25 protein-coding genes are annotated in these 21,127 nt (G+C 48.0%); 23 read left to right on the top strand and 2 right to left on the bottom strand.

The window, feature by feature from the left end; all coding sequences use genetic code 11:
* Window position 1: 1 nt before the first annotated feature.
* The 3 genes from mntR (at window position 2) to WG8_RS14425 (ending at window position 3,389) form a co-directional block, all read left to right on the top strand.
* The gene (gene mntR / locus WG8_RS14435; protein WP_007430946.1) at window positions 2-427 is read left to right on the top strand and encodes a transcriptional regulator MntR; all 426 of its coding nucleotides are present in this window, start codon (window positions 2-4) and stop codon (window positions 425-427) included.
* Window positions 428-564: 137 nt separating this feature from the next.
* Window positions 565-2,304: a family 10 glycosylhydrolase gene (locus WG8_RS14430; RefSeq protein WP_007430945.1), complete on the top strand. Its 1,740-nt coding sequence runs from the start codon at window positions 565-567 to the stop codon at window positions 2,302-2,304.
* Window positions 2,305-2,399: 95 nt separating this feature from the next.
* Complete coding sequence (locus tag WG8_RS14425; protein ID WP_007430944.1) at window positions 2,400-3,389, top strand: patatin-like phospholipase family protein; 990 nt, start codon at window positions 2,400-2,402, stop codon at window positions 3,387-3,389.
* A 114-nt stretch (window positions 3,390-3,503) separates the two neighbouring features.
* Here the strand turns inward: WG8_RS14425 and WG8_RS14420 are convergent, their stop codons facing one another.
* Together WG8_RS14420 and WG8_RS14415 are read right to left on the bottom strand one after the other, a co-directional pair.
* Window positions 3,504-3,821 carry a hypothetical protein gene (locus tag WG8_RS14420; protein ID WP_007430943.1) on the bottom strand — a complete coding sequence of 106 codons (318 nt, stop codon included), beginning with the start codon at window positions 3,819-3,821 and terminating at the stop codon, window positions 3,504-3,506.
* Window positions 3,822-3,828: 7 nt separating this feature from the next.
* Window positions 3,829-4,821: a DUF1385 domain-containing protein gene (locus WG8_RS14415; protein ID WP_007430942.1), complete on the bottom strand. Its 993-nt coding sequence runs from the start codon at window positions 4,819-4,821 to the stop codon at window positions 3,829-3,831.
* 862 nt (window positions 4,822-5,683) lie between these two features.
* On the opposite strand from WG8_RS14415, the gene WG8_RS14410 reads away from it, so the two are divergent.
* The 20 genes from WG8_RS14410 to xseA form a co-directional block, all read left to right on the top strand.
* Window positions 5,684-6,268, top strand: a complete 585-nt coding sequence (locus WG8_RS14410) for a YqhR family membrane protein (protein WP_007430941.1) — start codon at window positions 5,684-5,686, stop codon at window positions 6,266-6,268.
* An 81-nt stretch (window positions 6,269-6,349) separates the two neighbouring features.
* A complete protein-coding gene (locus WG8_RS14405; RefSeq protein ID WP_007430940.1) occupies window positions 6,350-7,423 on the top strand; it encodes a M24 family metallopeptidase in 1,074 nt (357 codons plus the stop codon).
* A gap of 33 nt (window positions 7,424-7,456) precedes the next feature.
* Complete coding sequence (efp, locus tag WG8_RS14400; RefSeq protein ID WP_007430939.1) at window positions 7,457-8,014, top strand: elongation factor P; 558 nt, start codon at window positions 7,457-7,459, stop codon at window positions 8,012-8,014.
* Between the two features lie 200 nt (window positions 8,015-8,214).
* Complete coding sequence (locus WG8_RS14395; RefSeq protein WP_007430938.1) at window positions 8,215-9,468, top strand: aspartate kinase; 1,254 nt, start codon at window positions 8,215-8,217, stop codon at window positions 9,466-9,468.
* A 335-nt stretch (window positions 9,469-9,803) separates the two neighbouring features.
* Window positions 9,804-10,799, top strand: a complete 996-nt coding sequence (gene spoIIIAA / locus WG8_RS14390; protein WP_007430937.1) for a stage III sporulation protein AA — start codon at window positions 9,804-9,806, stop codon at window positions 10,797-10,799.
* A 25-nt stretch (window positions 10,800-10,824) separates the two neighbouring features.
* Complete coding sequence (spoIIIAB, locus tag WG8_RS14385) at window positions 10,825-11,343, top strand: stage III sporulation protein SpoIIIAB (protein WP_010345634.1); 519 nt, start codon at window positions 10,825-10,827, stop codon at window positions 11,341-11,343.
* Window positions 11,344-11,526 carry a stage III sporulation protein AC gene (gene spoIIIAC, locus WG8_RS26955; RefSeq protein ID WP_232289118.1) on the top strand — a complete coding sequence of 61 codons (183 nt, stop codon included), beginning with the start codon at window positions 11,344-11,346 and terminating at the stop codon, window positions 11,524-11,526.
* Window positions 11,527-11,534: 8 nt separating this feature from the next.
* Window positions 11,535-11,924, top strand: a complete 390-nt coding sequence (spoIIIAD, locus tag WG8_RS14375; RefSeq protein ID WP_007430934.1) for a stage III sporulation protein AD — start codon at window positions 11,535-11,537, stop codon at window positions 11,922-11,924.
* 12 nt (window positions 11,925-11,936) lie between these two features.
* Entirely contained in the window at window positions 11,937-13,127 is a 1,191-nt protein-coding gene (gene spoIIIAE, locus WG8_RS14370; protein ID WP_007430933.1) for a stage III sporulation protein AE, read from the top strand.
* A gap of 38 nt (window positions 13,128-13,165) precedes the next feature.
* On the top strand, window positions 13,166-13,936 hold the full coding sequence (spoIIIAF, locus tag WG8_RS14365; RefSeq protein ID WP_007430932.1) for a stage III sporulation protein AF: 771 nt from the start codon (window positions 13,166-13,168) through the stop codon (window positions 13,934-13,936).
* Between the two features lie 16 nt (window positions 13,937-13,952).
* Entirely contained in the window at window positions 13,953-14,594 is a 642-nt protein-coding gene (spoIIIAG, locus tag WG8_RS14360) for a stage III sporulation protein AG (protein ID WP_007430931.1), read from the top strand.
* Window positions 14,595-14,655: 61 nt separating this feature from the next.
* A complete protein-coding gene (locus tag WG8_RS14355; RefSeq protein WP_007430930.1) occupies window positions 14,656-15,414 on the top strand; it encodes a SpoIIIAH-like family protein in 759 nt (252 codons plus the stop codon).
* Window positions 15,415-15,552: 138 nt separating this feature from the next.
* Window positions 15,553-16,044: an acetyl-CoA carboxylase biotin carboxyl carrier protein gene (gene accB, locus WG8_RS14350; protein WP_007430929.1), complete on the top strand. Its 492-nt coding sequence runs from the start codon at window positions 15,553-15,555 to the stop codon at window positions 16,042-16,044.
* 61 nt (window positions 16,045-16,105) lie between these two features.
* Window positions 16,106-17,449 (top strand): acetyl-CoA carboxylase biotin carboxylase subunit, encoded by a 1,344-nt coding sequence (gene accC, locus WG8_RS14345; RefSeq protein WP_007430928.1) that lies wholly within the window; start codon window positions 16,106-16,108, stop codon window positions 17,447-17,449.
* A gap of 125 nt (window positions 17,450-17,574) precedes the next feature.
* Entirely contained in the window at window positions 17,575-17,988 is a 414-nt protein-coding gene (locus tag WG8_RS14340; RefSeq protein WP_007430927.1) for an Asp23/Gls24 family envelope stress response protein, read from the top strand.
* A gap of 73 nt (window positions 17,989-18,061) precedes the next feature.
* A complete protein-coding gene (gene amaP / locus WG8_RS14335; protein WP_007430926.1) occupies window positions 18,062-18,601 on the top strand; it encodes an alkaline shock response membrane anchor protein AmaP in 540 nt (179 codons plus the stop codon).
* A 15-nt stretch (window positions 18,602-18,616) separates the two neighbouring features.
* A complete protein-coding gene (locus WG8_RS14330; RefSeq protein WP_007430925.1) occupies window positions 18,617-18,850 on the top strand; it encodes a DUF2273 domain-containing protein in 234 nt (77 codons plus the stop codon).
* Between the two features lie 133 nt (window positions 18,851-18,983).
* Window positions 18,984-19,433 carry a transcription antitermination factor NusB gene (gene nusB / locus WG8_RS14325; protein ID WP_007430924.1) on the top strand — a complete coding sequence of 150 codons (450 nt, stop codon included), beginning with the start codon at window positions 18,984-18,986 and terminating at the stop codon, window positions 19,431-19,433.
* Window positions 19,434-19,470: 37 nt separating this feature from the next.
* Window positions 19,471-20,328 carry a bifunctional methylenetetrahydrofolate dehydrogenase/methenyltetrahydrofolate cyclohydrolase FolD gene (folD, locus tag WG8_RS14320; protein ID WP_007430923.1) on the top strand — a complete coding sequence of 286 codons (858 nt, stop codon included), beginning with the start codon at window positions 19,471-19,473 and terminating at the stop codon, window positions 20,326-20,328.
* 12 nt (window positions 20,329-20,340) lie between these two features.
* The coding region (xseA, locus tag WG8_RS14315) for an exodeoxyribonuclease VII large subunit (protein WP_007430922.1) at window positions 20,341-21,127 on the top strand (787 nt) is incomplete at its 3' end.

Raw genomic sequence — 21,127 nt, 5'->3', positions numbered from 1 at the left:
AGTGCCAACGCCAAGCATGGAAGATTATTTGGAGCGCATTTACCAGCTGATTGATGAGAAAGGCTACGCTCGTGTCTCGGATATCGCAGAGGGGCTGGAGGTGCATCCTTCGTCCGTTACCAAGATGATCCAGAAGCTGGATAAAGACGATTATCTTGTATATGAGAAATATCGGGGACTGATTTTGACGCCCAAAGGGAAAAAGGTTGGAAAACGGTTAGTTGATCGTCACCAGCTACTGGAGCAATTTTTGGATATGATTGGGGTTGACAAGGACCTGATTTATAAAGACGTGGAAGGTATTGAGCACCATTTGAGCTGGGATTCCATCACCCGCATTGAAACATTGGTCGAATATTTCCGCCGGGATGAAGATCGCTTGCGCCAGCTTCATGATATACACAAGGAATTGAGTGGGGATTCCTAAAAAGCATTGTCCGTAAGGACAGATGCTTTTTTATTTGCAAAGACCGCAACAAACATCCGGTTGTTAGCGTCTATCCATTATATAGCAGGACAAGATAGGGGTTAAAATTAACTGGGTTAGCGGAGGACTGTAACAAAATGAATTGGAAGAGAATAGGGGCATCGGCTGCGGGCTTACTCTTGGCAGTGCAGACGGTCATTATGCCTGGAGCTCAAGCAGCTCCAAACGGAGATATTGAGATTATATTGGACGGAAAGTCCCTGCAAAGTGATGCGTCACCGTATATTGTACAGGGAGCCAATGTAACGATGGTTCCTTTGAGGGTGATCAGTGAGGGATTGGGTGCGCAGGTGAACTGGTCGGAAGCATCCGGCACGGTAACGATTACAGCGCAGGACCAAAATATATCGATGGAGAACGGCGGACAAAGCGCGACCGTGAACGGCAAGTCTGTTCGATTGGACGCATCTGCTCGTATGACAAGCGGGAGAGTCATGGTGCCGCTGCGTTTTGTAGGAGAAGCGTTAGGTTTAAAAGTAGACTGGCAGGCGACTGAGCGAGTTATTACGTTAAGCAGTGGTAAAGAAGGTGTGTCTACAGGTGCAAATACCTCTGCGGGGAATAGCACTATTCCAGATACGTCTGCATCTGTCAATCAGGAAAGTGAAAGTACGGATCAGAATGCCAGCGATGATGGGCAGGCGATGGGTACTTCACCGTCCACATCTACGAGCGAGAACAGTTCAAATGCTGCAAACGGAAATGTCGTTCAAGTGAAGGCCTCGACTTCCATGCGCGGAGCCTGGATTTCTACGATTAATGGAGATTGGCCTTCTTCGGCGGCCCGAAGTAGTGCCGAGAAGCAAAAGCAGGAATTTACCAAAATGCTCGATGATTTGCAGGGCATGGGCATTAATGCGGTGTTCGTTCAGGTTCGTGCCAGTGGGGATGCGCTCTATCCGTCCAGTCTCGTGCCATGGAGCAAGTATTTGACGAACACCCAAGGTAAAAACCCAGGCTACGATCCTTTGAAATTTATGATCAGCGAATCGCATAAGCGAGGAATGGAATTTCATGCCTGGTTTAACCCGTTCCGTGCTAATTCGACAGGAACCACCAGCGGATTGGCTGCAAATCATGTGGCTAACCAGCATCCAGACTGGATTGTTAAAAATGGCAGCCAGTTGTACATCAATCCGGGAATTCCAGCCGCACGTCAGCATGTCATTACGGCGATCATGGAAGTGGTAAACGGCTACGATATTGACGGTGTTCATTTGGATGACTATTTCTATCCTTACAGCGGAACTTTTGATGATGATGCAACCTTCAAAGCATATAATGCCAACAATATCTCGAACAAGGGCGACTGGCGGAGAGATAATGTAAACAGTTTTGTTCGAGATTTGGGCAAAACCATTCATGCAAGCAAGTCCAAGGTTCAATTCGGGATTAGTCCTTTTGGGGTGTGGCGCAACAAGTCTCAGGACTTAACCGGATCAGACACGAAGGCAGGCGTTACGGCGTATGATACGACGTTTGCAGATGTACGGACCTGGATCAACAAGGGCTGGATTGATTATGTAGCTCCACAAATTTACTGGAGTATCGGTTTCCCGGCAGCCGGTTATGACAAGCTTGTCGCATGGTGGTCCAATGAGGTCAAAAATTCAGATGTTAAGCTGTATATCGGTCATTCTCCGTATAAAATTGGCACCCCAGAAAAGGGCTGGCAAACGGCTCAAGAGCTCATTAAGCAGCTTGAACTGAACGAAAATTATAAGCAGGTCAAAGGGGATATTTACTTTAGTGCACAGCATTTGCGGAAAAATCCTTACGGACTTATTCAACTTCTTCAAAATTATTATCAAATGTGATATAAATTGGATCATATAGGTTCTATTTGGGCCTCTGTTCTCATACATAAGCAGTAGAACTGCTTACTCCCAAGAGAACGGAGGTTTTTTGATCTATGCTGATCAATGCTGTGTTCCAGGGTGGAGGGGTTAAGGGTATATCGCTGGCGGGTGCAGTTAAGGCTGCGGAGGAGCATGGGACTGTATTCAATCGTGTAGCCGGCACATCATCAGGAGCTATCGTCGCTGCTTTATTGGCGGCAGGATACTCGGCAGATGAAATGAAAGCCGTGATTGAGAAGACCCCCTTGGTTAAGTTGTTGCGGCGTTCTCCGGTGTTTAACATCAAGTGGATTGGGCCGGCTGCTCGTATCTTCCTGAAAAAAGGGCTCTACTCAGGGGAAGCACTGGAGCACTGGGTACGTGAACTGTTGCGAGCCAAGGGAGTCCGTACATTCGCGGATTTACCCCCTGGCAAGCTGCGGATTATTGCATCAGACATCACGAATGGCCGCATTTTGGTACTGCCTGAGGATATTAAACGTTTTGGTATCAACCCTTCTTCGCTGGAGGTCGCCAAGGCCATTCGAATGAGCACAAGTATCCCTTATTTTTTTGATCCGGTGATGTTAAGACTTGATTCTGCACTTGCCAAAGGGAAAACTTTTTCCCAACAATTTGTTTTTGTTGTTGATGGAGCTTTGCTAAGCAATCTGCCTTTGTGGCTATTTGATGAGCCTGTGAACGAACGTGAAGCCAAAACGATTCCAACGGTAGGATTTCAGATGGTGGGCAGAACGGGAACGGAAACCAAGGTTTCTTATATCCGGGGGCCATTGACGATGCTGCAGGCTATTTTTGATACGATGCTATCGGCGCACGATGAACGATATATCGAGCAGGAGAACCGATACCGGACTATTAAAATCCCAACGTTGGGTATCCGCACCGCGCAATTCAACATTTCTCCAGAGCAGAGTAATTTGTTGTATGCTTCCGGTGTGCAGGCAGGGGAAGCCTTTTTCCACAAATGGAGCATTACATCCTATCAACAGCAGTACAGCAAGTATCAATTGATGAAAAATACAATGTACGCCATGAAGTAATCGCTACCAACAGCTAAATTGGATTAGAAGGTAAAAAAAGGAGCCGCTCCCATGGACATATTTCATTACACGGGGGTGGCTCCTTTTACTGCATCATACGTGGTCTTTGCCTGACTAATGATACTTAGGCTGCTCTTCTTCATTTTTGCCCTTAGAACCTTCAATGACATGAAAAGGGTACGCCTTGCGCTTGCTTGAAGTTTGCTTGCGTGAGTTGGCTGTTTTGGCCATCGTACGCGCAGAGGGCTTGATTTTGGGAGAACGGCTTCGTCGTCCCGGCAAGTATTTGTATAGCAGAAAAATAACTGTAAAAACAAGGACAGGAATCAGTAAACTCATGAGAAAGCCCAAGCTTCCTCTCCATACCATATCCACAATTCCATATGCACCCAAAGCAAGGGTAAGCCAGAAAATAACCGCATGTCTGTTCATCATCTACTCATCCTTTCACAGGATCAAGAACCGGGCTGTTGAAGGTCTCCTTTGCAGGTGCATTTTCCAACTCGGCATCCAATTCAAGCATACGCTTAAAAGAAGCAATGGATACCTCTACTTGATCATCGGTCGGTTCTTTGGTGGTCAGCAGTTGCAGCCACAGGCCGGGATAGCCCAAATAACGAAGTACTGGAATCTCCCGCAGGGCATTGGTCAGCTTGAGGAATTCAAAAGAAAGGCCCAACACAATCGGAAGCAGCAGAAGCCGTTGTCCCATGCGTTCCCACAGACTATCGTACGTAAACAGGGAATAGACGAGTACGCCGATAATCACGGTGAGCATAATGAAGCTGCTGCCGCAGCGGTAATGCAGCCGGCTATATTTTTGCACGTTGGCTGGCGTTAATTCTTCTCCTGCTTCAAATGCAGTAATTACTTTATGCTCCGCACCGTGGTATTGAAACAGTCGTTTAATTAGCGGAGTTTGGGAAATAGCCCATAAATAAGCCAGCAACAGAATCAGCTTAATAGCTCCTTCGGCGAGATTGTGCAGAATCTGGTTGTGAAATACATTTTCAAACAGAAAGTTCTCTACGACAACCGGAACGAGGGTTAACACAATTTTGCCGAACAAAAAGGAGATAATCCCGACCGCCGCCACACCGATGATCATGCTCAGGCTCCAGCGGGACTCTTCTTTTTTCTTTTGCTCTGCACGTTCTTCAGGATCGAGCTCATCATCTGCATAGGCATCAGCTGAATAATTTAAATGCTTGGTACCCTTGGCACTGGAATCGATGATACTTACAATTCCCCGCAGCAACGGTATTTTACGAAATTTGGATACCCAGGATTGCTCCTTGCGCGGTACTTCCAAATATGTGATTTCGCCGGTTTTACGGCGAACTGCCGTGACATTGACACGCTTGCCGCCGAACATGACACCTTCAATAACTGCCTGGCCACCGTAACTTACAGGCTTCGATGCTTGTGACAACCGACTCACCTCTCTTTATACGTGATACATGCTTTTTTGTATATTGTATCGAATTTGGGAGTGAATATCTAGTTGGGGCAAATTTGAGAAGCAGTATTTAGACCGCTCCGAGCTCGGATCATCCTTCCGATCGCTGTTATTCCCGTATTTTTTGGATTAAATAAAAGATGTAGAGGTTAAAATCCGTGAATAAAGGCGAACGCTAACGCTTCTTCAGGACGATTCCGAGCCCTCCGCTGCTACCCGCCTCTCAATTTGTTTGGGGTGGGGGAGTAAAATCGTGTTTTAAACCTCTATGAAAAGCTTGTTGCGGGGCTTTAGCCCCATTTTAGCTTTTTCCGAAATTAAAGCATTTCGGTTATGGAATATTTACGAAAGCGGTATCCCTGTATTAAATTTCTTTATCAGATTTGTGAAAAGTCTGATATTACTAACCCTTTAAGGGTTAGTATGTAAAAAAACTAATTTTAGACTCTGAGCTTTTGAGTGTTGAATAATGGATGTAAATACGTTGATTAACCAAGCCCGTCAAGGAAAAAGTTGGCACAAGCGCATAAAGCAGCGGAGAGAACGGAATCGTTCTGAAGAAGCGACAGCGTTCGCCTTTGCCTTCGGATTTCTACCCTTGAGGGTAAAAAATCAGAAATCTGGAGGCAACAGCGATCGGAGGAATGATCCGTTCGCGTAGCGACCATATATGCACGCAGTACAAGTCATCACCAATCTTCGCCACACCTGCCCCTCATGTAACAAGAACTCACTAACGTCAGTGTTAAACTCACCCCTTCGGAGCATACTACCTAGCAAAACGGATATACAAACGCATCACAACGTGCAGCATCATGAAAGGGGAGCAAACGACATGAGTGAAACCTACTCCGTACCGAAGGGGAGACATAATCAGGAGCAGTCTCGTGAATCTCAGGACCAACGCAGCCATAACCATAACAGTAGTAGGGGCAGACAACAGTCAGGCAAAATACATACGCCGCTCATTCCCTTTGCGTTGGAGCTTGGTTTTTTTGCAGGTTTGCTCTGGGGATTGCTGCGGTGGCTATTTTTTACGATGCATTTTACGATAGTAGCACCCGGCTTTCTGGCAGAGCCATTTTTCAAGCATTCGTTCATGAAAACAACGGCAGGACATCTGGTAGGCTTGCTGTTTTTTATCGCACTATCCGTTATAGCTTCATTGGTGTACACACTGATGCTCCGCCAATTTAAAGGACCTATGCCCGGCATCGTTTACGGTCTGGTCTGGTGGGTTATTTTATTTGTATTAACCGGCCCCAAGCTCGGGATGATGAATCCGCCTCATCGGCTAACATGGAATTCCATATATACGGAAATTTGCTTGTTTTTATTGTGGGGCTTGTTTATCGGCTACACGATTGCTGTGGAGTATACGGATGAAAGAAAGCGCGAGCCTGAGAAAGCTGGGGATTGAACGTAACAAAAACTTCTCAAGCGCCTATCCCCTGTGTTAAAATAGCATTTGGTTATTTGACAGAGGGGAGCGGAATGAAGGATGAAGAATGACCGGGTGTTAAAGCTGCGGCAGGCGCTGGGCGAGCAAAATCTGCGTGCCATGCTGATTACCAGCCCTGTCAACCGCCGATATTTGACAGGCTTCACAGGTTCGGCGGGTTATGTGCTGATCACGGAATCCCATAGCTACCTGCTGACCGACTTTCGTTATATGACGCAGGCGACCGAGCAAGCTAAAGGTTTTACGGTGGTGCAGCACGCTGCGCAGGTTATGGAAACAGTGAAAGAGTTGCTGTCCTCCCATCAGATCAGTGAAACAGGCTTCGAGCAAGACGATGTATCTGTTGCTACGCATAAAGCTTACAGCGAAGATTTGTCGCCTCTTACGCTGGTTCCGGTGTCAGGCATTGTGGAGAAGTTGCGGGTGTACAAGGATGCAGAAGAGCTGGAAGTAATGCAGCGGGCAGCGGATTTGGCGGACGCCACATTTGCACACATTTTACCTTACATCAAACCGGGTGTCAGCGAGCGTGAGCTGGATCTGGAAATGGAATTTTTCATGCGCAAGCAAGGAGCTACCTCTTCTTCATTTGACACGATTGTGGCATCCGGGGTTCGTTCGGCATTGCCTCATGGGGTAGCCAGTGCCAAGTTGGTACAAGCGGGCGAACTGATTACGTTTGACTTTGGCGCATTGCTGGATGGCTACTGCTCCGATCTGACTCGTACAGTCGCTACGCAAGGGGACTTATCGCCTCAGCTGCGTGAAATCTACGATATTGTGCTCAAGGCGCAGCTTCACGCTCTGGAACATATTAAACCTGGCATGACTGGCCGAGAAGCGGATGCGCTGACTCGCGATATCATTGCAAGTCATGGCTATGGAGACAATTTCGGGCACAGTACAGGTCATGGTCTGGGTATGGAAGTGCATGAATCCACACGTCTGTCGAAGGCGAGTGACGATATTCTGGAGCCGGGTATGGTTGTAACGGTCGAGCCGGGTATTTATGTACCTGGGTTGGGCGGCGTGCGGATTGAGGATGATATCGTTATTACAGATAGCGGCATCAAAGTATTAACACATTCAAGCAAAGAATTTACGGTCGTTTAATAACGATAACAGTCCTGTAGGAGGGGTATTTTAGTGATTAACGTTAATGATTTTAAAACAGGTTTGACCGTCGAGGTAGACGGAGATATTTTTACGGTACTGGACTTCCAACACGTAAAACCAGGTAAAGGTGCAGCGTTCGTACGCTCCAAGCTGAAAAACTTGCGCAACGGCAACACCGTTGAACGTACATTCCGTGCGGGAGAAACAATTGGTCGTGCGCAAATCGAAAATCGTGGTGTATCCTACCTCTATGCAAGTGCAGATGATCATACATTCATGGACAACGAAACTTACGATCAGTTCACATTGTCCAGCGATCAGCTGAAATGGGAGCTTAATTTCCTGAAAGAAAATATGAATGTAAATATTGTCAGCTATAACGGAGAAATTCTGGGGATTAACCTGCCTACGAGCGTAGAGCTTAAAGTAGTCGAAACCGAACCGGGTATTAAAGGCAATACGGCTACAGGTGCGACCAAAAATGCCAAATTGGAAACAGGTCTGAATGTTCAGGTTCCTTTGTTCATTAACCAAGATGACATTTTGTTAATTGATACTCGTGACGGCAAATACATGTCTCGCGCATAATTCTTTTTCCAGTTTTTGGAGTCCTCTGTCCTTGTTAAGGGCAGGGGATATTTTTATAAGGATTTATGATTAAAAAACATTGGCTCCGTATAGCACTTTCGTATTATACTGTACTAAAGTTTATGCCGCAGGATGTCACGTTCGAGCCGGTTGTGCCATCTCAAGGTTACATACTGTTGAGTCTGAGGGAGTGAATATCGTTGTCTTTGTATGTCATGAAATTCGGAGGCAGTTCCGTCGGTGATACGGAACGCATGAAACGCGTGGCAAAACGCGTTGTTGAGAAACAGAGTGAAGGGCATCAATGTGTAGTGGTCGTTTCCGCAATGGGAGACACGACAGACGAACTGATTGACCAGGCCAAATTGCTGAATGAGCAGTTGCCTGCACGTGAGTTGGATATGCTGATGACGACAGGCGAGCAAATTTCGATCGCATTATTGTCAATGGCTATTCAGCAGTTGGGTCATGAGGCGGTATCGTTTACGGGATGGCAAGCTGGTTTCCGTACTGAATCTGACTTTGGTCGGGCACGGATTACGGACATTCAGCCTCAGCGTGTGCTGGATGCACTGAGCAGCAACAAGATTGTCGTTGTAGCCGGTTTCCAGGGGATGTCTGCCGAGGGAGACATTACGACGCTGGGACGTGGAGGTTCCGATACGACGGCGGTTGCACTGGCGGCAGCGATCCAGGCCGATGCATGCGAAATTTACACAGATGTAGACGGCATTTATTCTACAGACCCACGGATCGTGAAGGTTGCTCGCAAGCTGAAAGAAATTTCGTATGATGAAATGCTGGAATTAGCCAATCTGGGTGCGGCTGTATTGCATCCCCGTGCGGTAGAATATGCCAAACATAATCGGGTGCCATTGATTGTGCGGTCCAGTTTTAACCATAATGAAGGAACGGTCGTAAAGGAGGATGCAGTAATGGAGCAGGGCGTTGTAGTCAGTGGGATTGCATATGATAAAAATGTAGCAAGAATCAGCATTTTGGGCGTCGCCGATATCCCTGGTGTACTCGCAAAAGTATTCGGAACACTGGCGGCAGCCAAAATCGATGTAGATATTATTGTACAGAGTGGGGTTGAAGCGGGTAAAGCAGACTTCTCCTTTACAGTAGCTCTAACAGACCGTGAGGCAGCACTGAAGACACTGGAAGGAATTCGCACAGAGCTTCCATATCGTGAAGTAACGTCTGAGGAAAATCTGGTAAAAGTATCTATTGTGGGCGCAGGCATGGTTAGCCATCCGGGGGTTGCGGCGCAAATGTTCTCTGTGTTGGCGGAGCAAGGCGTTAGCATTAAAATGGTCAGCACATCTGAAATTAAAGTATCGTGTGTCATTGAGGCTGGTAAGCTTCATGAGGTTATTCAGGCGCTGCACACAGCGTACAACCTGGATACCGAGGAGCAAGCATTTGTAGGTGGACCGAAGGACCGTCGTTAATAAAGCTACTTATAGTTTTATAATCATAGAATATTGTGGTAGGTTAAGAGGTTGTCCAACAGTATGAGTCTGACTGTGGGGCAGCCTCTTTTTGTTGTAAATCTATCTTTTCTACTCAAGGGTATCTCTTTGCCGACAAGGCTTTGAGGTGCTTTTTTTTGATTTCTGGAAATGAAGCAAAGGAGCTTGAACAAGTGAAGAAAAGGCCTGTTAAGTGCTGATAGAAGCTGTGAAATTCTCGACTAGGTTTTCGATATATTTTCGGCATAAAAAGCGAGAGTCAGCCATAGACTTGTCTTAAAGAATAAGGACAACTGTGAGGGGGCGGCATCGGTATGGAATGGCTGGAATTATTTCCCGAACCGTTGCACGGTATACTCGGAAAGCTTCCAGAAACGGTATTTAGGCAACTGGAAGAAATTCGGGTCCGGGAAGGAAGGCCGCTGGAAATTAACACGAATGGTGAACATCATTTTGTAACGCCCGCGGGTCGACTGACTTTGAACCATGTGGAAGCCTATAAGCCTAACCGGGAGGATGCCCACCGTTTGCTGGATTTTATCAGCAATCATTCCCTGTATACCATGGAGGAGGAGCTGCGCAAAGGCTTTATTACGATCCCAGGCGGTCATCGTATTGGGCTGGCGGGAAGAACCGTGCTTAGCAGGGGACGAGTGGAGCATTTGAGGGATATAAGCAGCTTTAATGTAAGAATTGCCCGGGCAATTCCCGGTATAGCTGATCGGATATTGCCTTATGTAGCGGATCAAAAGTCCGGAAAAATCCGGCATACCCTCATCTTATCTCCTCCTCAGCATGGCAAAACGACACTGCTTAGAGACTTGGCTCGGCAGCTAAGCTACGGAGGGGTGGGAAGTAATGGGGGGCGACGAAGTGGACTTAAGGTAGGGATTATAGACGAACGCTCTGAAATTGCCGGCAGTCACAAGGGGATCCCCGGATTTGATGTCGGACCTCGCACCGACGTATTGGACGGATGTCCAAAAGCAGAAGGCATGATGATGATGATTCGTTCGATGTCACCAGATGTGCTCATTGTCGATGAAATCGGGCGGCCAGAGGATGCCGAGGCGGTGCGTGAAGCACTACATGCGGGCATCGCAGTCATTGCCTCTGCACATGGCCGTGATGTAGCCGAAATGGCGACCCGTTCTGCTCTTGCCGGACTAACAGCAGGGCAGGAGCTATTTCAGCTCTATGTCATGCTGGAGAGGACGAGCCGGGGCGTCTCCTTGCGGCTGGCAGATGCCAAGCAGCGTAGGCTGACATTGCCTGGAGATGGGCAGAACGGGGGCATATCCTATGCTTAAGATGGGCAGAACGGGGGCATATCCTATGCTTAAGCTGCTGGGAGCCGCGTTGGTTATATTAGCCGCTACGCTGGCAGGCTGGCAGCGGGCAAGGCAGTTTGCGATGAGGCCGCGGCAGATCAGGGAACTAATTCTCGCGCTGCAAAGACTGACCACCGAGGTCTCCTACGGAGTGTCCCCACTACCGGATGCTTTCGCCAAGACAGGAGAGCCGCTGAGGGAGCCGCTGCGAACCTTGTTCACACAAGCCTCACGCTGGATGCACCCCTCTTTTGGCCTGACCGCCAGAGAAAGCTTGCATAAAGCAATTGAAGATTCGTGGAGCCGTTCCTCTATGCAGCAGGCCGAGAAGGAGGCGATGCGGCAGCTTGCTTACAGCCTCGGAACCAGCGACCGTGAAGACCAGATCAAGCACATTGCGCTAACGATCCAGCAGTTATCCCATGAAGAAGCGCAGGCGCAGGCAGATCAGGTGAGATACGAGCGCATGAGCAGAAGCCTGGGACTGCTGATCGGAGCATTGATCGTCATTTTGATCTATTAGATCTTCCAGATAGCCGGAATCGGCATTATCATCGCCATGATTCATACCGTACTTAAGCAAATGGGCAAGGAGGACATGGCCCATTGGGTAACGGTTATCGGTTTTGTTGTGGTGCTGTTCATGGTGGTACGAATGCTGGATAACCTTCTGCAAGAGATCAAATCAATCTTTCTTTTTCAGTAGGTGGATACATGGAAATCATTCAGGTGGTGGGATTTGCACTCATTGCCACAGTCCTCATTTTGGTCATTAAGGAACAGAAGCCGATGTTTGCCTTTTTAATTGCAACCGCTGCGGGAGTCGTTATTTTCCTGCTGTTGATTGGCAAGATCGGATCCGTAGTTTCCGTGCTGGAGCGACTGGCCAGATCTTCAGGTATGGACATGATTTATTTTAAAACGGTACTGAAAATTATCGGAATTGCTTATATCGCCGAATTTGGAGCGCAGATCGTTCGGGATGCGGGGCAAGACGGCATTGCCTCCAAAATTGAGCTTACGGGAAAGGTGCTTATTATGGTGCTGGCCATCCCGATTATCAGCATTATTATTGACACGATTCTGAAGCTGATGCCCGCCTGAGGGGGTGATGCCATGAAAAGGCTGGGGGGCATGCCGAATCTCAAAGTCATTACGGTTTTGCTGCTATGTCTCTGGTGCGCCTCGGCTGCGGTCCTCTTTGCAGATACGCCTTCCAACGAATGGATCAAACAGCAGGCGGAGCAAATGCCAAAAGATGAGGTTGAACACTATTGGGATGGGCTAATGCAGCAATACGGCGGATTTTTCCCTGATCAGAAAATGCCTTCTTTCATGGACATGCTTCTTCCGGGTGGTGAAGGATTTAGCATTAAGAGTGTACTGAACGCTATCGTTGATTTTTTTATTCATGAAATCCGGGTAAATGCCAAGCTGCTCGTCACCATTGTCATGCTCAGCATTATGAGTATGGTGCTGGAAACGCTGCAAAGCGCTTTTGAAAGCAAGCAGGTCAGTAAAGTCGCCTACGCCATCGTGTACATGGTCATTATCATCCTGGCGATTAACAGTTTTAGTGTAGCCATTGGTTATGCCAAAGAAGCTATTGACAGTATGATTCACTTCATGATGGCAATGCTGCCCTTGCTGTTTACCATGTTGGCCTCCATGGGTAACGTCGTCACGGTGTCGGTCACCCACCCGCTGATCGTTTTTATGATTAACACGGTCGGGATAGTTATTCATACGCTGGTTTTCCCGCTGCTCTTCTTCTCGGCCGTGCTGTATCTGGTCAACTCACTTACGGGTAAATACAAGCTGACCCAGTTAGCCGATCTGCTGCGAAAGGCTGGAGTAGGGGTGCTGGGGGTGCTGCTGACGATTTTCCTCGGAGTCATTTCGGTACAGGGCTTGACGTCGTCGGTTACGGACGGATTAACGATTCGTACAGCCAAATATATTACGGGCAGCTTTGTTCCGGTGGTTGGCAAAGCGTTGACGGATGCGACAGATACAGTCATTTCGGCTTCGTTGCTTGTTAAAAATGCCATTGGTCTGGTGGGAGTCATTATAATTTTATTCCTGTGCGCTTTCCCTGCCCTCAAAATTCTGACACTGGCTCTCATTTATAAAGTGACTGCTGCAATCATGCAGCCTCTGGGAGAAACGCCCATAGTGGAATGTCTGGATGCGATCGGCAAAAGCATGATTTATGTTTTCGCAGCGCTGGCGGCAGTGGGCTTAATGTCCTTTCTTGCGATTACTGTAATGCTCGCAGCAGGCAATATGACGGTCATGATGAGGTGAATCAATGCACGCAATCCAACGGGAGGGAGGAGAGTGACGTGACCTGGCTGGGAGGATGGCTTAAGGAACTGGTGCTGATTGTGCTGCTGGCTTCTTTTGTCGATATGATCTTACCGAGCCGATCCATGGAAAGGTATGTCAAGCTCGTACTCAGCCTGCTTATTTTACTGACGCTGCTCTCTCCGGTCGTACGTCTGCTGAGCACCAGTCCCTCGGAGATTTTGGGGCGAGCCTTTGATCTTCAACGTCAGGCGGAGATGAACCAGAGGGAACCGACATTGGAGGAGATTTTAGCAAAAGGCAACAAGCTGAAGCAACAGCAGGAGCAGAGCTCCATGCAATGGGCCGGTCAAGAAGTAGCCAAGGAAATGAAAGCCCAGTTGGAGCAGTATACCGGATTACCCATTCAGTCGGTTCAAGTTACATTGGCACAAATTCAGCAGAAGGAATCGGGATTAAAGGCTGGAACAGGCATTCAGTCCGTTGTGGTCAAATTAGCAGAGCAGCAGCCAGAAAATGAAAAGAAAAGCACGAACGAACCGTCTGGTGCGGATTCCAAGCCAATTATGGTAGAGCCTGTTGCTGAAAAAACAGTTCATATTCACGTAGAGCCAACACCTTCGAATGCTTCCGATCAAGCTGAGGGAACGCAATCGAATCCCCGTAACCCTCCCGAAGGCGCAAAAGATGCAACAGCAACGAGTACACAAGCTTTTGGCTTAATCACGGGGGTGCTGCGTGAAAAATGGGGAATCGACAGCAAAAGTGTTCAAGTACTTCTTGCACAGAACGGAACACATGAATGGTAACAGGAGGTGAGCAGAAATGGGCAAATGGATGAAAAAACTGGAGAAATGGATGGGGGGAGGGGAGGAGGGAACCAAAAGGTTCAATTCGTTTCGCTGGCTGCTTATTCTAGGTCTGATCGGAGTAGCCATCATGCTTTTTAACTCATTCGTCAATGTGAAAAAGGTGGACCCGGAAAACGTAGGGCGTGAACCGCCTGGCGTGATGAAAAATGAGTCTGCACTAGAGACAACAGCGGGGGAAAAGAACTCTTTTGCCGGGATCGAGAAGGTCTTTGAGGACAATATGAAGCAGATGCTGGAGCAAATTGTAGGTGTGGGAACGGTTGATGTCATGGTTACCGTAGACTCCACCGAAGAGGTTATCGTCCAGCGCAATGTGAAGGATATGCAGGAAGAAAATAACGAAACGGATGCTAATGGCGGCCAACGGCATACCACTCAATATACACGCGATGGAGAGATTGTCACCTATGAATCGTCAGGAGGCCAGCACACCCCGATCGTTACCAAAAAAGTAAAGCCGCAGGTGAGGGGAGTACTCGTTGTGGCCATGGGGGCAGAAAACCCTACGGTGAAGAAGCTCATTATTGATGCTGTACAGAAGGGGCTTAATGTGCCTTCCTACAAAATCTCAGTTGTGCCGCGCAAGCAGGGATAATATAGGATTCACAGGCAAAGAAGCTAGTATATTAACCATTAATGAATATGGAGGACGGAACATGAATAATAAAAGACAAACCGTTTGGCTGGTGTCCATGCTGAGTTTAATGGTCGTGCTGTCTGCGTATTATTTGTTTACGGAGGACTCAAGCCCGGCAAACCCGCCAGTGGCAGACAGTGAGCAAGTGAGCAAGGATAAGCAGGGAACCGCACAGGAAGCAACTTCGAAGGCAGAAGAGCAATTGAATGAGCTGAAAGTGAATGAAGTGGTGACGAATGGGGAAGTCACTGGCGATGCAGCAGCCTCTTCCACGAAGTCGGACACAGGAACAGAGACCTCTAAGGGCGATAAGGACACGGCAGCTAAGACGGACACAACCGCAAAAAGTGAAGATAAAACAACCTCTACCGCCAAAACTGACCAGCAGGTACTTGATCAAGTGGCCACAGAGCAAGAGGCCAAACCTACAGCAGCAGCGGTGATTGATAACTATTTGCTGGAACGGGATGTGGAAAATCAAAAGAAAAATGACGAGCTAACAACAGCCATGAACGACAGTACACCTAAGAAAGCTGCAGAGGCGCAAAAGGAATTGCATGTGCTGGAAGATAAACAGGCCAAAATTACCGGGATTGAAGAAGAGCTTCAGCAGCAGTTTGCCAATGCGGTCGTGCGTGAGGAAGATGCTGATAAATACAAAGTAGTTGTTCTGAGTGAGAAGTTGGACGCCAAACAAGCGGTAACCATTGTCGATAAAGTCATGAAAGAACTGAATGTAACGCAGGACAAAATCAGTGTGCAGTATGTTACACAATAAGACAAAAATCGCGAAAAAGCCCGGATTTCTGCATTTTCCCGGGCTCTTTCTATTTTTAATGATTGTGATATAATACATAAAGCTGTTTCAACAATGTTATCAGCAACCGGCAAAATGCTGAAGGAGTGATTAATAGAGATGTTTAAATTAAGCGAGATTAAGGAATTGATCAAGCTGGTGGATGAAACGTCTGTACATGAGCTTGAAATTGAAAATGAGGGAACTCGCCTGTTGATCCGCAAACCGGGCAAGAGCGAGATCGTTACAGTACAGGCTCCTGTGGCAGTACCTGCTTATACAGCCGCACCACAAGCTGCTATTCCGAATCCACAAGTACAGTCCGATGCTGGACAAGCAAATGCTGGGGAAACCAAGGAATATGCAAGCAATCTACATAAAATCGTATCTCCGATGGTAGGCACTTTCTATAGTTCTTCATCCCCGGATGCGGCTCCGTATGTGAGTATCGGCAGCAAAGTGGGCGATAAAACAACGGTATGTATCATTGAAGCGATGAAGCTGATGAACGAGCTGGAAGCTGAAGTGAAGGGCGAAATTGTGGAAATTTTGGCCGAAAACGGACAGCTGGTCGAGTATGGCCAGCCATTGTTCCTTGTGAAACCGGAGTAAGAAGCTTGCTTGAGCCCTCTTTCGAGGGCCAAACAAGACTGCTCCCAGGGAGGATAAAGTCATGACATTTCAAAAAGTATTGATTGCGAATCGTGGAGAAATTGCGGTTCGCATCATTCGCGCTTGCCGCGAAATGAATATTTCCACGGTTGCCGTATATTCGGAAGCCGATAAGGATTCGCTGCATGTGCGTCTCGCAGACGAGGCCTACTGTATTGGACCGACACTGTCCAAGGACAGCTACCTGAATTTTACGAACCTGATGAGTGTTGCTACCTTGACTGAATGTGATGCCATTCATCCAGGCTACGGATTTTTGGCGGAAAACGCCGACTTCGCTGAAATTTGCGAATCGTGCAATATTACGTTCATTGGTCCTTCTCCCGAAGCGATTAACAAAATGGGAGACAAGGCCGTAGCCAAGCAGACGATGAAGGATGCCGGAGTTCCGGTTATTCCGGGTTCGGACGGGCTTGTCGAGGATTTGCAGGATGCGATTAGCATCGCACGCGATATCGGTTATCCTGTGATTATCAAGGCCACTGCAGGTGGCGGCGGTAAAGGGATTCGTATTGCCGAGGATGAGGATAACCTCATTCAGCAAATTACTACTGCCCAGCAGGAAGCGCAAAAAGCGTTTGGCAATGCGGGTGTTTATTTGGAAAAATATTTGACCGGTATGAAGCATGTGGAAATTCAGATCATAGCGGACAAGCACGGCAATGTTGTGCATTTGGGCGAACGCGACTGCTCTGTGCAGCGCCGCCGTCAGAAGTTATTAGAGGAAGCGCCATGTCCTGTACTTTCACCGGATGTGCGTGATGAAATGGGCCAGGCAGCGGTTCGTGCGGCTTTGGCTGTGCAATACTCTGGTGCGGGTACGCTGGAATTTTTGCTTGGTCCGGACAATCATTTTTATTTCATGGAAATGAATACACGTATTCAGGTAGAGCATCCCGTGACGGAGATGATTACCGGTGTAGACCTGATCAAGGAAATGATTTCGGTCGCTGAAGGGCATCCGTTGTCCTTTACACAGGAAGAAGTGGTCATTAATGGATGGGCGATAGAGTGCCGTATTAACGCCGAGGACCCGGATCGCAATTTTATGCCTGCACCGGGGAAAATCGGATTTTATCTGCCTCCAGGCGGTCCTGGGGTGCGCGTAGACAGCGCAGCTTACCCGGGTTACAGCATTCCTCCTTATTATGACTCCATGATCGCCAAGCTGATTGTGTGGGCACCTACACGGCAGGATGCAATTGCCAAAATGAAGCGGGCTTTAACTGAGTTTGCTGTTGAGGGTATACCAACAACGATTTCTTTTCATCAGCGTTTGCTGGAGCATCCGACCTTTATTAAAGGCGATTTTGATATTAAATTTTTGGAGGAAAACGAAGTTTAATCGGTATATTTCCTCCGTTTGTCATAATGAACGCCAAATGATATAGTATGGATAATAAGTGAGCATGTCTGCTTTGATATCCAAAGCTGGAATGAAACTTATTTTGACCGAAAGGTGTTGAAGGTATGAGCACAGTGCCAACCGAATTCGAACGTACAGAAATTGGGGAGATTCAGATTGCCCCGGAAGTGATTGAAGTGATTGCCGGACTGGCTACCGTTGAGGTGCCAGGCGTAGCGGGAATGAGTGGCGGATTTGCAGGCGGATTTGCCGAGCTGCTGGGCCGCAAAAACTTGTCTAAAGGTGTGAAAGTGGAAGTCGGACAGCGTGAAGCAGCTGTAGACGTCTCCGTTATTATTGAGTACGGTAACCGTCTGCCTGAGGTGGCTGCTGCTATTCAGCATAATGTTAAGCGTTCCATTGAAACGATGACAGGACTTAACGTTGTTGAAGTGAACGTGCAAATTCATGATGTTCAATTCAAAAGTGCCGAAAAAGTAGAAGAGCCGGAAGTTCTGGGCGCCGGACGGGTTAAATAGAGCGATACTTTGTACAAACCCCCGACCCTTTTGGGTCGAGGGTTTACTCTAATTTAAGGAGGCTGTGCGTTTCGTGGCCAAAGTTATGGACAGACTTCTGCTGTTCTTGTACAGCTTGAGTATCGGAATTATTTCCATTCTCGCCATCCTCCTCTTGAGCGGGGCCATTCCGTATGCTATAAGTATTGAGGATGAGCGAGTCGTATGGTTTGCCAGCTTGATCATTGCAGGAGTTCTGCTGCTATTGAGTCTCCGGGTTTTTTATATCTCTATTCGCCGGAGCCAGTCTGTGCAGCATTCTATTGATCAACGAACGGAATACGGCGACATTCAGATTTCGGTGGATACCATTGAAAATCTGTGTCTCAAAGCGTCATCCCGCTTTCGTGGGATGCAGGATTTGAAGGCACGTGTTCGCGTGCTGGAATCGGGACTTGATATTACGATTCGGGCGGTTGTAGACGGGGAAAGATCCATTCCGGTGTTAACCTCCGAGGTACAAAAGGGGGTACACGATCATGTGGAAGAAATTACAGGCATTCCTGTGTCCAATGTGTCGGTGTACATCGCTAATGTTTCTCAGTCACCAAGCTTTAAGAGTCGTGTGGAATAGAGGTGATTTTCCCTGATGCCCTGGAAAGAAATATGGGGAAGTTACAAGGGCCGGATCACGGGGATTACGGCCGGTATTTTTTTTGGTTTTATTTATTTGTGGGCAGGCTTTTGGAATATGTTGTTCTTTGCATTGATGGTGTTCATCGGATACACGCTAGGAAGACGTAGCGATTCAGCGCTTGGTTCCCTCCTCCCTTGGAAGGAATGGAGCGACTGGCTGTCGCAGCGTTGGCGTCCTTTTAAATGAACCCTGTGATACGTGTTCTCCAAAATAGAGCTGTAGCTTCTTTGCGCCCAACGTTTTGGAGGATGCGTTCACAGGTTTTTTTGTGAAAATGGTTAAAATGAAAATAGATACAGGCAAGCGTAGGAGGCAGGGCATGAAAAGACGTCTGGCGAGGGAATTAGCGGTACAAAGCATGTACCATATGGAAATGAATGAAGTGGATGCAGCAGCAGCGGTGGACATGTTGCTTCAGGAAGCCGCTGAGGAGAACGAAGCGGAAGTTGTCATTAAAAACGCAGCAGCGTTGAGATCGTACGTTTTGGAGCATGTGCGCGGTACGTGGGAACATAAGGAAGCCATTGATGGGTTGTTGGTGGATTACCTTAAGGGCTGGCAGCTCAGCAGACTTTCACGTGTGGATCGTCAAATATTAAGACTTGCCGTATATGAAATGATTTTCCGTGAAGATGTTCCAGCCAAGGTGGCAGTCAACGAAGCTATCGAATTGTCCAAGCATTTTGGTACCGAAGAGTCGGGCAAATTTGTTAATGGTGTGCTGGGTCGGGTGATACAAGAGCTGGAGCAGCTAAAAGCACGTTTTTAAGTTGAAACTACTGAATCAGGTTGGGGAGTGGTTAAACATGTCGGCACCGATCATTGATGGTAAACAAATCTCTCAGGATATTCGCGCAAGCATTCAGCAAGAGGTCATTCGTCTGAAAGATCACCAGTTTCAACCCGGATTGGCTGTTGTACTGGTAGGTGAAGATCCCGCTTCGCAGGTGTATGTTAAAAACAAGGAAAAGGCGTGCCATGATCTCGGCTATTATTCCGAGGTTCATCGGCTGCCAGTGGATACTTCGCAGGAAGCATTGCTGGAACTGGTCGATAAGCTGAATCACCAAAGCAATATTCACGGAATTCTGGTGCAGCTACCGCTGCCCAAGCACATTCATGAAAAAGCGGTCATTGATGCTATTGCCGTGGAGAAAGACGTGGATGGATTTCATCCGGTAAACGTAGGCAATCTGGTTATCGGTGACGATAGCCTGCTGCCTTGTACTCCCGCTGGAGTGATTGAGCTGATTAAGCGTACAGGGGTAGAAATAGCGGGTAAACATGCGGTGGTTATTGGTCGCAGTAATATCGTAGGTAAGCCAGTGTCATTATTGTTGCAGCGGGAAAATGCTACAGTAACGATGTGTCATTCCCGCACAGCGAATATTGCCGAGTTAAGCCAGCAAGCGGATATTTTGGTTGTTGCCATCGGCAAAGCCAATTTTATTGATGCTTCGTTCGTAAAGCCCGGTGCAGTAGTGATCGATGTTGGAATGAATCGTCTGGAAAACGGAAAGCTGGCGGGTGACGTTGATTTTGAGAGCGTGAAGCAAGTGTCCGGTCCGATTACGCCTGTTCCCGGCGGAGTAGGCCCAATGACGATAACGATGCTGATGCAAAATACGCTCGTAGCGGCCAAGCGGTCGCACGGTTTGGCTTAAGAGCGACTGCCTGTGGCTGAACAGCGTATTTACTCCATAAAGGACCTGAATCGTTATATCCGGATGAAGCTCGAATCGGATCAGGTGCTGTCCGACGTATGGATACGCGGGGAAATTTCTAACTTTACGCATCATTCGAGTGGTCACATGTATTTTACGCTCAAGGATGAGGGGAGCCGCATACGTTCGATTATGTTTGCGACCCATAATAAGCGGCTCCCTTTCGTGCCTAAGGAAGGTACGCGTGTTATTGCCCGGGGAAACGTATCCGTGTACGAACGGGATGGACAATATCAATTTTATGCGACCCAAATGCAGCCCGACGGCATCGGAAGCCTGTATCTTGCTTACGAGCAGCTCAAACAAAAGCTGGATGCCGAAGGATTATTTGAACCTGCTCGCAAGCGTCGTTTGCCGGCTCACCCGGCAACGATCGGCGTAATTACATCGCCGACCGGGGCGGCTGTGCGTGATATTATCACGACGCTTCAACGGCGATACCCGCAGGCGGGAATTGTCCTCTATCCTGTGCTTGTACAAGGCAAAGGGGCTGCCCCCTCCATCGTCAAGGCGATTGAAGCCATGAATCGCATGCAGGAGGTGCAGGTGGTGATCGTCGGGCGGGGTGGCGGCTCGCTGGAAGAGCTGTGGGCGTTTAACGAGGAAGCCGTTGCGCGCGCCATCTATGCATCGGTCATCCCGGTTATTTCGGCGGTCGGACATGAAACGGATTTTACCATTGCCGATTTCGTGGCCGATTTGCGTGCCGCTACGCCGACCGCAGCGGCCGAGCTGGCTG

The sequence above is a fragment of the Paenibacillus sp. Aloe-11 genome (genome assembly GCF_000245715.1).
Classification (GTDB): Bacteria; Bacillota; Bacilli; order Paenibacillales; family Paenibacillaceae; genus Paenibacillus; species Paenibacillus kribbensis.
This window is presented reverse-complemented; position numbering and strand designations above follow the sequence as displayed.